This window comes from Cellvibrio sp. PSBB006, assembly GCF_002162135.1.
In the GTDB taxonomy this organism is placed as follows: Bacteria; Pseudomonadota; Gammaproteobacteria; order Pseudomonadales; family Cellvibrionaceae; genus Cellvibrio.
Genome location: NZ_CP021382.1, coordinates 1,791,322 through 1,803,607 on the forward strand (window position 1 = coordinate 1,791,322; position 12,286 = coordinate 1,803,607).

The 12,286-nt window shown below is 48.6% G+C and carries 12 protein-coding genes; 7 read left to right on the forward strand and 5 right to left on the reverse strand.

The window, feature by feature from the left end; all coding sequences use genetic code 11:
• Nucleotides 1–99: 99 nt before the first annotated feature.
• Together CBR65_RS07430 and CBR65_RS07435 are read left to right on the forward strand one after the other, a co-directional pair.
• Entirely contained in the window at nucleotides 100–1,179 is a 1,080-nt protein-coding gene (locus tag CBR65_RS07430; protein WP_087466270.1) for a beta-N-acetylglucosaminidase domain-containing protein, read from the forward strand.
• 146 nt (nucleotides 1,180–1,325) lie between these two features.
• The gene (locus CBR65_RS07435) at nucleotides 1,326–2,492 is read left to right on the forward strand and encodes a glycoside hydrolase family 105 protein (protein WP_087466271.1); all 1,167 of its coding nucleotides are present in this window, start codon (nucleotides 1,326–1,328) and stop codon (nucleotides 2,490–2,492) included.
• 79 nt (nucleotides 2,493–2,571) lie between these two features.
• Here the strand turns inward: CBR65_RS07435 and CBR65_RS07440 are convergent, their stop codons facing one another.
• Genes CBR65_RS07440 through CBR65_RS07450 form a run of 3 tightly spaced genes read right to left on the reverse strand, consistent with a single transcriptional unit; the run spans nucleotide 2,572 to nucleotide 4,939 of the window.
• Nucleotides 2,572–3,228 carry an alpha/beta hydrolase gene (locus CBR65_RS07440; protein WP_087466272.1) on the reverse strand — a complete coding sequence of 219 codons (657 nt, stop codon included), beginning with the start codon at nucleotides 3,226–3,228 and terminating at the stop codon, nucleotides 2,572–2,574.
• An 18-nt stretch (nucleotides 3,229–3,246) separates the two neighbouring features.
• A complete protein-coding gene (locus CBR65_RS07445; RefSeq protein ID WP_087466273.1) occupies nucleotides 3,247–4,593 on the reverse strand; it encodes a type II toxin-antitoxin system HipA family toxin in 1,347 nt (448 codons plus the stop codon).
• The gene (locus tag CBR65_RS07450) at nucleotides 4,580–4,939 is read right to left on the reverse strand and encodes a helix-turn-helix transcriptional regulator (RefSeq protein WP_087466274.1); all 360 of its coding nucleotides are present in this window, start codon (nucleotides 4,937–4,939) and stop codon (nucleotides 4,580–4,582) included. The genes CBR65_RS07445 and CBR65_RS07450 overlap by 14 nt, the downstream gene beginning before the upstream one ends.
• A gap of 274 nt (nucleotides 4,940–5,213) precedes the next feature.
• Between CBR65_RS07450 and ppnN the strand changes: the two genes are divergently transcribed.
• From ppnN to infA, 4 genes are all read left to right on the forward strand, one after another.
• Entirely contained in the window at nucleotides 5,214–6,635 is a 1,422-nt protein-coding gene (ppnN, locus tag CBR65_RS07455) for a nucleotide 5'-monophosphate nucleosidase PpnN (RefSeq protein ID WP_087466275.1), read from the forward strand.
• A 48-nt stretch (nucleotides 6,636–6,683) separates the two neighbouring features.
• Nucleotides 6,684–7,421 (forward strand): leucyl/phenylalanyl-tRNA--protein transferase, encoded by a 738-nt coding sequence (gene aat, locus CBR65_RS07460; RefSeq protein ID WP_087466276.1) that lies wholly within the window; start codon nucleotides 6,684–6,686, stop codon nucleotides 7,419–7,421.
• A gap of 206 nt (nucleotides 7,422–7,627) precedes the next feature.
• Entirely contained in the window at nucleotides 7,628–8,335 is a 708-nt protein-coding gene (locus CBR65_RS07465; protein WP_087466277.1) for an arginyltransferase, read from the forward strand.
• A 118-nt stretch (nucleotides 8,336–8,453) separates the two neighbouring features.
• The gene (infA, locus tag CBR65_RS07470) at nucleotides 8,454–8,672 is read left to right on the forward strand and encodes a translation initiation factor IF-1 (RefSeq protein WP_049722125.1); all 219 of its coding nucleotides are present in this window, start codon (nucleotides 8,454–8,456) and stop codon (nucleotides 8,670–8,672) included.
• A 94-nt stretch (nucleotides 8,673–8,766) separates the two neighbouring features.
• Here the strand turns inward: infA and clpA are convergent, their stop codons facing one another.
• Together clpA and clpS are read right to left on the reverse strand one after the other, a co-directional pair.
• Entirely contained in the window at nucleotides 8,767–11,061 is a 2,295-nt protein-coding gene (clpA, locus tag CBR65_RS07475; protein WP_087466278.1) for an ATP-dependent Clp protease ATP-binding subunit ClpA, read from the reverse strand.
• Between the two features lie 62 nt (nucleotides 11,062–11,123).
• Nucleotides 11,124–11,498: an ATP-dependent Clp protease adapter ClpS gene (clpS, locus tag CBR65_RS07480; protein WP_087466279.1), complete on the reverse strand. Its 375-nt coding sequence runs from the start codon at nucleotides 11,496–11,498 to the stop codon at nucleotides 11,124–11,126.
• A gap of 336 nt (nucleotides 11,499–11,834) precedes the next feature.
• On the opposite strand from clpS, the gene cspD reads away from it, so the two are divergent.
• Nucleotides 11,835–12,074: a cold shock domain-containing protein CspD gene (gene cspD / locus CBR65_RS07485; RefSeq protein WP_087466280.1), complete on the forward strand. Its 240-nt coding sequence runs from the start codon at nucleotides 11,835–11,837 to the stop codon at nucleotides 12,072–12,074.
• Nucleotides 12,075–12,286: the final 212 nt, after the last annotated feature.

A 12,286-nucleotide genomic window follows, 5' to 3' on the forward strand; every position in this document is an offset into this window, starting at 1 on the left:
ATAATTTCTACGGCGTTCGTATTCGTTTACTGATTCCTTTATTTCATTACACCTGCTGATTATGCTGTGCTTACTATTATTTGACGGAGCACTTCTCACGTGAATAAAAATTCACCGTCACAACTCGGCATCATTGAAGGTTTTTTTGGCCGCAGCTGGCCGTGGCAAGCTCGTCAGGATTACGCCGTTTTTTTAGCCAACACTGGCTATCATTATTATATTTATGCACCAAAAGATGACGCTTTTTTGCGCAAACGCTGGCAAGAAGATTGGCCCACTGAAACATTTGCCCAGCTACAGGCGTTGCGCAATGCTTATCGTCAATATCATATTGATTTCGGTATCGGATTAAGCCCTTACGAGCTATACCGTGAGCCCTACCCGGAACGCAACTCCAAATTAATAAAAAAAATCAACCGGTTAAATCAACTGGAACCCGATATTTTATGTTTACTGTTTGATGACATGCGTGGCGATCTACCGCAACTGGCCGAAATTCAATGTGAACTTGTCCAGTGCGCAACCGATCACAGCAACGCCAAGCACATTATTTTTTGCCCGACGTACTACAGTTTCGATCCCGTATTGGAAAAAGTGTTTGGCGCACGCCCGGAACATTATTGGGCGACATTAGGACAGCATATTGATCCGCAGGTTAATATTTTCTGGACTGGCCCCAAGGTTTGCTCAATCCAATACCCGCCGGAACATTTAGAGAAAGTTACCGACTTACTGCAACGCAAACCCTTTTTGTGGGACAACTACCCGGTCAATGACGGTGCCATAAAATCCAGGATCTTGCAGCTGCGTGCATTTGATCAGCCGCACAGTCAACTGCAAGGTAAAGTCGCCGGTCACGCCGTCAATCCTATGAACCAGCCCTGGCTTTCACGAATTCCGTTAGCGACCCTACCGAAAGCCTACCGGGAAAGCAGTACTTACAACCCTCAGCAAGCTTTTATTGATGCTTGCCATCAACTTTGCGATCCCTTACTGGCAAACCAGATAATTGAAGATATTGCGTTATTACAAGATATTGGATTGAATAGTTTTTCTATAACAGAGCAGCAAGAGCTTGTTAAAAAGTACCAGGCTTTCGCAAACAATCCTTACGCAGCAGAAATAGTTGACTGGCTACAGGGTGGTTACCAATTTGATCCAGCATGTTTAACCGAATAAAAATCCTGACACTCATAACAACAAACAATGCATACAGAACTCATCTCAAACTTTCATTACCTTCGAATAACACTTATGCATCGCAGATAAGAGAAAGTTAGTTTGAGATAGATACTAAAATTTATCTTTAATAAGGAAACGGTGTCATGAAGAAGAAAGTGTTCTCTTATCAGGCCAGCCTTTGGATCATTGCGCTGAGTCTTACGTGTTTAAGCGCATGCAATATTCTGGATAAGGCAGCAAACAAGCCAGATACCGAACAAGTAATCGATACAGCCAATCGCGTGGCCGATTGGCAACTGGCGCACATGGGTTCCTTTAATTATGTGCGAACATTCCAGGATCATACCGAATATTCCCGCGGCTGGATTCAGGGCGCGCTTTTTGTTGGACTGGATCGCTGGGCCAACACAACACATAACACGCGTTATCAACACGCAGTTATCGCCAAAGGCGAAATGAATCAGTGGATGCCGGGAGAAAAAACCTGGCATGCTGACGATCAGGTCATTGCTTTTTCCTATGCATCTGTTGCCGCAAGAAAAAATGACTTGTCGCTGGTGCAGCCCACACAGCAAGCACTTCAGGAAATACTGGCCAATCGCGCAACCAATAGTCTGGAATATTTTTCTGATCCAACCCACCAAGGTGAGGCAACCTGCCAAAGGCGCTGGTGCTGGTGCGATGCATTATTCATGGCACCACCCGTGTGGGCGGCAGTAGGAAAATTAACCGGTGATCCGGCATATCTGGATTATGTCGATGAAGAGTATCAGGCAACTATCGACTACCTGTTTGATAAAGAAGAAGATTTATTCTACCGCGACGGCCGCTTTCTGACGCAGCGCAACAAAAATGGTAAAAAGATTTTCTGGAGCAGAGGCAACGGCTGGGTGTTCGCTGGTTTACCGCTACTACTGGAACAAATACCTGGTAATGATCCACGCCGACAAAAATATGAAAAACTTTTCCAACGCATGGCGGCCAAACTTATCACCTTGCAACAACCTTCCGGCTTCTGGCCCTCTTCGTTATTGGATAGTACGGAGTTTGATGTACCGGAAACCAGCGGCACAGGTTTTATGACCTTCGGGCTAGCCTGGGGCATAAACAACGGCCTACTGCCTCACGACCAATACCTGCCTGCTGTTAATGCTGGATGGTATGGACTGGCAAGCGCCGTTGATAATTCTGGCAAACTGGGCTGGGTGCAACAGGTAGGCGCATCTCCGGAAAAAATTCTTCCTGGAGACACACAGCTTTATGGCGTAGGTGCTTTATTGCTGGCCGCATCAGAAATGATAAAACTGTAAGACTGCTTTCTTAAAATCCATTGAGGCTGCCTATCCGACAACCTCAATGGATTTGCGTAACATGTTCACGCGGCAATAACTACAACACCCGACCAAACCAACGATTAATATCGTCCAGTTGGGGTACACACAATGTATGCGCCATAGGATATTTCTGATAATCAACACGATATCCACGCTCACGCAGCAACTGGAACGCGCGCTGCCCCAAGGCTTCCGGCACAACATTATCCTGCGTACCATGTTGAATCAGAATAGGTAACTGCTGGTTGGCCGAATGTGCCTGGAGAGTTTCTTGCGTCGCAAAATAACTTGATAGAACTAACAACCCTCCCAATGGCTCAGGGTGCGACAACGCCGCCTGATAAACCACTGCACCACCTTGAGAGAATCCGGCCAACACTATACGGTCACTTGTCACACCGCGCTCTTTTTCCCGCGCAATTAATTTAACAACTTCTGCGGCAGACTTTTCCAACTGCATCACATCAACCTTGCGGTCGATGGTCATTTCCAGAATGTCATACCAGGCCGGCATGACATAGCCACCATTAATAGTAACCGGCATGCTCGGCGCGTGAGGAAAAATAAAACGTGTTGATATTTTTTTCGGAAAATCAAGCTGCGGAACCAGCGAGGCGAAATCATGGCCGTCCGCCCCCAAACCATGTAACCAGATAACGGCGCTATCGGCCTGCTGTTTTGGCTCAATTTCCACACAAGGTAAATACGTCATGCATAAACTCCAGATCAATTACCACACCAGACGGTGGTGCCGTGCAATTTCTTCGCGCCATTCAGCAAAAACACCGGCGCGTGTTGCGAAGGTCTTCCACTCACTGACCGCATCAACAACCTGCGTGATGATTTTTTTGGCCCGAATCGTTTTTATATTGCCGTGGACCGCAACCGCCAATAAATCATCCAGCATAAAGTCATCGCGCTTTTCATTCACTGTCATTTGATGACGTGATGTCCATTCGCCGCGTGGATTGTAACTGTAAATCACATCAAAGGCGGGCGCTAATTGCCAATTACCCTGCCGATCCATAAGGAATGCAATATTTTTGGTGTGATCATCCTGGTTGCGTGCTATCACATTAAATACCATGCGCCGATATTGCTGTTCCAACGCCTCTTTCTCACTGTCCATATTCAGGCGTTTGATAACCTGCAATGCCTGCTCATAACTATAACCACCGGCAATATTGAAATCATAATGCGCGATGGCGCACAGGGATTGCATATGCAGCTTGTCCCCATCGGCGCGCCGATCAAAACGACGCGTCATAAAATGCGCACGGCCACCCTCTTCCAGCAAACGGCTTTCAGACATTTCAATATCTGCCGCTGTTGCCATTAGATAGTAAGCGTATTCAATGCGCCCAAACCCTTGGGGATCGTTCAACTCCTTATCTGCATTTTCAGCAATACCGTCAAACTTCAATAACCAATGTTCGAAACCCTGCCCCGCAGAAATCTGGCCGGAACGGACTTCTCCCGTTTCCGGGTTCCAGGCAATTACGGCCTTGGCTCGCGCACCACCCGCGGAAGTTCCCACAGCGAGGATATGACCCAATGCCGAACGCTGATCGCTTAAGTCATCCGTGAGCTGTTCCTGCAAATGACTTTTAGCTGACAAAACCCGATTGGCCAGTGCAGCCAATTCCGCTATTTCCAGCGGCTGACTCGCTTGTACACGCTTGATCGCCGGTCGGAATTCCAGTGCACCCATGCCGCGCTCCCCCATATAACAGAGGCGCTCCACCGGACTGAAACTCGCCCGATCCCGCCCCTGCTGCTCAAGCCAGCGATCAATCAACAGATTGCCGAATTTGTCCGGCAAAGCATCGGCCAACATGCCCGGTAAACCTTTATAGGATTGGCGATCAAGCTCAGGAAAGCTATAGATAGTCCGCGCGCGCGGCATCATCAATGGTGCCAACTCGGCCGGCGCCCGTAAAAATGTCGGATCGTACTCAAAAAAGCCCAGCTCCCGCTCATCGTCCCAAGCCACAGCCCCAACGCGTGTACCCCAAATAAACACATCGGCCACATCGACTTTGGAATGTCTTTTTTCTACAACCTTATTCACGCTCATCCCCCCACTTCCAGCCAGAAGCCGGCTCATTAACCTCACGACTCGCAGAGGCTCGCTGGCGCCGCTGCCCGCCAACAGCTTTTAATTGCAAGGGGCTCAAGGCAGGTAAAGGCAAGAAGTTATCCAATTGGTCGAGTCGCCCCAACGCGCGCAATAAGGCAATCAACGTCATCAGGGTAATATTGCCCTTGGCAGATTCCGCACGCTTTACGGTAATCAGACTGATCCCGGCCCGCTCCGCTAACTCCGCCTGAGTAATATTGATCTCAAGGCGTGCCGCCTTAAGGCGGCTACACAATTCATCATGAATGTGCTGATCACTTAATTGATGGAACGCCAGTGCCATATTCACCCCCATCAGGATGACAAAAGTGTCTTACATGAACCATAAAAGACGATATTACTGCTTAAGTATCATTTATGAGCCAAAATATCAACAGAAACCCAATAAAATATCTTAAAAGATATTTTAAACATATAAAAATCAATTAAATCTCTTATAAGAAACCATATTAAGACACAATAAGGCTAGCAATCTATAAATAAATCACACCAAGCCAACCGAAATAACACTAAACTGACAATAACACCTCCTGAAACCGGCAGTAGAAGAGACGCGCATGACAAACAGCTATAGCAACAACCCCTATATCTCCACTCATCACGAAAGCGGTAACTACGAAACCATCGATGCCATCATCTCCCCCATGGGGCCTTTAAATATTCTTTCCAAAATCGAGGTATCCAAACTGCTGGACGCCAGCCAGAGCGGTTTATACAACCTGTTCCGCAGCTGCTCCCTGGCTGTACTCAATTGCGGGAATTATCTGGATGACGGGAAAGAACTGCTGGAGCGTTATAGCGATTTTTCCATCAGCATCATTCAGGAAGAGCGTGGCATAAAACTGGATGTACGCGGCGCTCCGGCAAGCGCATTTGTCGATGGAAAGATGATCAAGGGTATTAGCGAACATCTATTCACTGTGTTACGCGATGTCATCTACGCCAGCGATGAACTTCGCGGCAATGCAAAATTTAACTTGAGCACCAGCGAAGGTATCACTGACGCCGTATTCCATATGCTGCGCAATGCCAGCTTGCTACAGCCCGGACGCGACCCCAATCTCGTGGTTTGCTGGGGCGGCCATTCCATCAGTCGCGGAGAATACGATTACACCAAAGAAGTCGGCTACGCGCTGGGTTTGAGAGGCATGGATATCTGCACCGGCTGCGGCCCAGGCGCCATGAAAGGCCCGATGAAAGGCGCAACCATCGGTCACGCCAAACAACGTATCAGCGGTGGTCGCTACGTGGGCATCACCGAGCCCGGCATCATTGCCGCCGAAGCCCCCAACCCTATTGTTAACCAATTAACCATCATGCCGGACATTGAAAAACGGCTGGAAGCATTCGTGCGCACCGGTCATGGCATCGTCATTTTTCCCGGCGGCGCCGGGACGGCAGAGGAAATCCTGTATATTCTCGGCATTCTGCTACACCCGGATAATCGCGATATTCCTTTTCCATTGATTTTCACTGGACCCGCCAGCGCGGCAGATTACTTCGACCATATTCACCAGTTTATCGGTGACACCATTGGCGCTGATGCGCAAAACCGCTACAAGATCATCATCAATGACCCGGAGGCAGTGGCTCGGGACATGCTGAAGGGCATTAAAACCGTGCGCGAATTCCGCAAACAAACGGATGATGCTTATTATTTCAACTGGCAGCTAAAAATCAGTCCGGATTTTCAACAACCTTTTGCCCCAACGCACACCAATATGCGCAATCTGGAATTGCACAAAAACCAGGAAAGTCACCTGCTCGCCGCTAATTTGCGTCGCGCTTTTTCGGGCATCGTGGCCGGCAATGTGAAAGATGAAGGGATACGGGCAATCGAGGAGCACGGACATTTTGAACTACACGGTGATATCAGCATCATGCAACCCGTAGATGCGCTGCTTACTTCGTTCGCCGAACAAAGCAGGATGAAGTTACCGGGCCGCAATTACAAACCCTGCTATCGCATCGTTAAATAATCCCGCATACCTAGCGCTCCGGCGCCAGGTATTGTTTGTTAAAACACTATGACGCAAGTGCATTGGTTAGACCCAAATAGCCTCCAATTTCCACCGGTTTCTCTGGCATTGGAAGATCCCAATGGCCTGCTGGCCGTTGGCGGTGACCTCTCACCCCAACGCATTCTTGCCGCCTACCGAAAAGGCATCTTTCCATGGTTCAATCCCGGCGACCCGATTTTATGGTGGAGTCCAAATCCGCGGACTGTGATTTATCCGAACCATCTGCACATTTCCCGCAGTCTGCGCAAAGTTCTTCGCAAAGGCATTTACCAAGTCACCTTTGACCAAGCCTTTGGAAAAGTCATGCGTCACTGTGCAGCGCCCCGAGCTTATGCAGACGGAACCTGGATCAGCGAACCTATGATTGCAGCCTATACCGAACTTCATCGGATGGGGCTCGCTCATTCTGTTGAAGTGTGGCTGCCACAACCCGGGCAAGCGCCGCAGCTGGTGGGTGGGTTATATGGTATTGCTATGGGACGGGTGTTCTTCGGCGAATCCATGTTCAGCCAAGCGGACAATGCCTCCAAAGTCGGGTTCGCGCATCTGGTGCACCATCTGCACGACTGGGGCTTTGAAATCATCGACTGCCAGGTAGCCAATGATCACCTGTTTAGCCTGGGTGCCAGGGAAATTGCGCGCGAGACTTTTCAAAAAAGTTTGCTGGATTTAACCGACCATCCCCCTAATGGGCCAGATGGCAATGATTGGAGCACGATAAAACCCGCATGGGGCGACACCTGATATCTCATTAGCTTTAAGCGAACTTTTGTTCAAGGCGCCACTCCATGGACATAATAGATTGATCAGACTCGCCAGACTCAATCCGATAATACGGCGAGATAGACCGCTTGTGATCAAACCACTGGCTACAGCCGCCTGCGATAGATAAGCTATAAATTAATCGTGCCGACAATGATTGCCACCAGCTCAGGTATCAGGAGACAGATGTGACCGATCTCTCGACCCTAAAACTGTTCACAACCCAGCCTCATCCTTGTTCCTACCTGGATGGTCAGGAAGCGACCACCCTGTTCGTTGATCCGGATGCGGCGATGGACGTCACCTTATACAGCCAATTATCTCAATTGGGGTTCCGGCGTAGCGGCAGCCATTTGTATCGCCCGCAATGCGCGCTGTGTCAGGCATGTATTTCTTGCCGAATTCCCGTCAACCTGTTTCACCCTAACCGCAGCCAACGCCGTTGTTGGCAGCGCAACCAGGATCTGACGGTCGCGGTAGTCTCCAACATCAATACCGATGAGCATTACAACCTTTATGCCGATTACATTATCAGGCGTCATAGCGATGGCGACATGTTTCCCCCTTCCCAGTCGCAGTATGAGGCTTTTTTGACCAGCGAATGGGGCGTAACGCAGTACCTTGAGTTTCGCGAGGGGGAAAAATTAATCGGTGTATCTGTCTGCGACCGCTTGGACGATGGCCTTTCCGCGGTTTACACCTTTTATGATCCTGATGAAACGCGGCGCAGCTTGGGCGTTTATGCCATTTTGGCGCAAATCGATAAGGCGCGTTCGCTGGGCCTATCGAATCTCTACCTGGGTTATTGGATTAAACAGTGCGAAAAAATGCGCTACAAAATCCAGTATCGCCCCCTGGAACTTCTGATAAACCGTCGGTGGATGCGCTTAAATTAGTGCAAAACCGACTAAACCCTTCTTTTGTCCCGCTTTTCACTTGGCGCAACCGGGTATTTCAGGCACAATTCGCACCTATTTTTACCCCCATCCGCTAGGACACCGAGGACACTGCCGCATGGCAAAAGAAGACAATATTGAATTTGAAGGCGAAGTAATCGATACACTGCCCAACACAACCTTCCGGGTCAAACTGGAAAATGGCCACGTAGTTACCGCCCACATCTCCGGCAAAATGCGCAAAAACTATATTCGCATCCTGACCGGGGATAAAGTCAAAGTCGAGATGACCCCTTACGACCTCAGCAAAGGTCGGATCACCTACCGCGCCCGCTAATCTATCCGGGGCTTTGAATTCCCTTATTCCATAAACAACAAAAGCCGCTAAGCGGCTTTTGTTGTTACAGGCATCGAGTCCGTGGAAGTGACAATCAGGCTGGTTGAAGCTCCTGCTTGGTCTTGATATCCAATACCAATTGATCCTTGTAGGGATCAAGCTCTACCTCTACTACACCCCCACCGCTGGATAAAGAACCGAACAATATCTCTTCCGCGAGCGGCTTCTTGAGTTTTTCCTGAATCAAACGGGCCATCGGACGAGCCCCCATTTTTTCATCGTAACCATGAACAGCCAACCACTCACGCGCATCCTCGGAAATCTCCAGGGTGACATGCTTGTCGTCCAGCTGGGTTTGCAACTCCATCAGGAATTTATCCACAACTGTTTTAATGACCCCAATAGTCAACGGCGCAAACTGCACAATGGCGTCGAGACGGTTACGGAATTCCGGTGTAAACATCTTTTTAATCGCTTCCATACCATCGGTGGTGTGATCCTGATGCGTGAAACCGATGGACGGACGACTCATAATTTCCGCTCCGGCATTGGTCGTCATGATCAGGATGACATTGCGAAAATCTGCCTTGCGACCATTGTTGTCCGTCAACGTCCCATGATCCATCACTTGCAAAAGCAGGTTAAAGACTTCCGGGTGCGCCTTCTCAATTTCATCCAACAACACAACGCAATGCGGTTGCTTGGTCACGGCGTCAGTCAACAATCCACCTTGATCAAAACCAACGTAGCCCGGTGGAGCACCGATTAAACGTGACACCGTATGGCGCTCCATGTACTCGGACATGTCAAACCGCAACAGCTCAAGCCCCATGCATTTAGCCAACTGGCGACAAACCTCTGTCTTACCTACACCGGTAGGGCCGGCAAACAAGAAGGAACCTATCGGTTTTTCAACCGAGTTCAATCCTGCACGCGACAACTTGATCGCCGTGGCCAATGTATCAATCGCCTCGTTTTGACCAAAGACAGTCATCTTCAGATTTTCATCCAGCTTACGGAGCAATTCTTTATCTGAAGAAGACACACTCTTCGGCGGAATCCGCGCGATCTTGGCCACTACATTTTCCACATCGGCAACGCCGATGGTTTTCTTCCGTTTACTTGGCGGCAGCAACTGTTGATACGCGCCCGCTTCATCAATGACATCGATCGCTTTATCCGGCAAAAAACGATCATTAATGTAACGCTCAGCCAACTCTGCCGCTGCACGCAATGCAGGATCGGTGTAGCGCAAATTGTGATGTTTCTCAAAACGGCTCTTGAGCCCTTTCAAAATTTGATAAGTCTCGTCCACAGACGGCTCATTAACATCAACTTTTTGGAAGCGACGCGACAAGGCGCGATCCTTATCAAAGATACCGCGATATTCCTGATAGGTGGTCGAACCCATACACCGGATTTCGCCGGAAGACAGCAGCGGTTTCAGCAAATTGGATGCATCCATCACGCCTCCGGATGCTGCACCAGCTCCGATGATCGTATGAATTTCGTCGATAAACAGGATCGAATTCTTTTGTTTTTTGAGCTCCGTCAATAAACCTTTGAAACGCTTCTCAAAGTCACCACGGTACTTGGTTCCCGCCAATAACGCACCCATGTCGAGCGAATACACAACACTGTTAACCAGCGGTTCTGGAACATCGCCATCCACAATACGCTTGGCTAAACCTTCAGCGATTGCCGTTTTACCTACACCGGATTCACCCACTAATAATGGGTTGTTTTTCCTGCGACGTGAAAGAATCTGGCAAACGCGTTCGACCTCAAACTCGCGCCCGACCAAGGGATCAACTCGCCCTTGCATGGCTAGCTCATTGAGGTTGGCTGCGAAACTTTCCAGCGGGCTTTGCGAAGCGGAATCACCACCAATCGCATCTTCATCTTGCTGTTCATGAGAATGGCCGGCGTCGTTGCCGTGCTCCGAATGGCCGGCCACTTTATGAATACCATGGGTGATGTAATTAACCACATCAATGCGCGCGATATTTTGCTGCTTGAGATAGTAAACCGCCTGGCTTTCCTGCTCACTAAAGATTGCCACCAGTACGTTAGCCCCAGTAACTTCTTGTTTACCGGACGATTGCACATGGAATACAGCGCGTTGCAAAACGCGTTGAAAGCCTAGCGTCGGCTGGGTTTCACGTTCGGTATCATTTTCGGGAATAAGCGGCGTCGTAGAGTCAACAAATTCAATCAACTCTTTACGCAAACTTGTCAGATCCGCACCACAGGCGCGCAGCACACTTGCTGCAGAATCGTTATCAATCAACGCTAGCAATAAATGTTCAACGGTCATGAACTCATGGCGCTTGGAGCGAGCACCTTTAAAGGCGAGATTCAAGGTTACTTCTAAATCTTTGCTTAACATCGCATTCAACCTCTGGAAGCTAGCAACTTGGACGCAGCACACAGAAACTTGCTGCAACAGGATTACCGCTCTTCATCTTCCACTGCTTCTACTTCACACAGTAGCGGATGCTGGTGCTCCCTGGCGTACTGATTAACCTGAGCGGCTTTTGTTTCCGCTATATCACGAGTATAGACGCCACAAACAGCTTTGCCGTGAATATGTACAGTTAACATCACTCGGGTTGCTTTCTCGCGTGACATTGCGAAAAATAGCTCAAGTATTTCCACCACAAAGTCCATCGGTGTGTAGTCATCATTCAGCATCAACACCTTGTACATTGGCGGACGCTTGAGCTTTGGCTTCGCCTCTAGGACCGCAAGATTCCCATCGAATTCATTGCTGTCGGAATCTTCGTCTTTACTTAAGGTTAGCTGAAGGTAGTCTGGATTTCTCATAGTGAATCAACAGAAATTGAAAGTGTTCTAGCGGTTAAGCGCCATTCTAACCCAATGGTATACCGCTCACACTAACGGGGCTATATACGGGCGAAGACTTGACTTTGGTTCAATTGTTGGATAAAACACATGGTCGCCGCTCAAATAATCATCATTTTGCACGGCATTATTCCAAAACGTTTAACCAACACCCAAAAAACACGCCAAGGGTTTTATAAAACTCGCTCGGTATCGCCATCCAGCAGTAAAGATATTGAACAGTTTTTCCTTGGAAAATAATAACGATAAGGTGCAGGGGTTATTAAAACTCTTGTGCCGGGGCAGAAGGATTTAATCATGCCTACAGGTACAGTCAAGTGGTTCAATAATGCAAAGGGTTATGGCTTTATCCTCTCTGACGAGGGGGGCGAAGACCTTTTTGCGCATTACTCAGCCATCCAGATGGACGGCTATAAAACATTAAAAGCCGGTCAGGTAGTTTCCTTTGAGATCACCAAGGGCGATAAAGGCCTACATGCTGTCAACATCACAGCGGTAGTCACCGAATCCAAGGCTGCAAAAGCTGCCCTTGCGTAAATAACATCAAGGACTTATTGCTTGTCGCTTAATAATTTCTGCCGCCTGAATCTGTTTATAACCCTGGGCTATAAAGGTATTGGATCTTTCCAACCATTATCTTGGTAGTTTGGGAGATTGATACAGATTTCAATACCGAACCAGTGTTAAGACAAAAAAATATTTTGACGGCTTGAAGTCTGGTAAAGGTCTGGAGAAAAAGAAACCCCGGC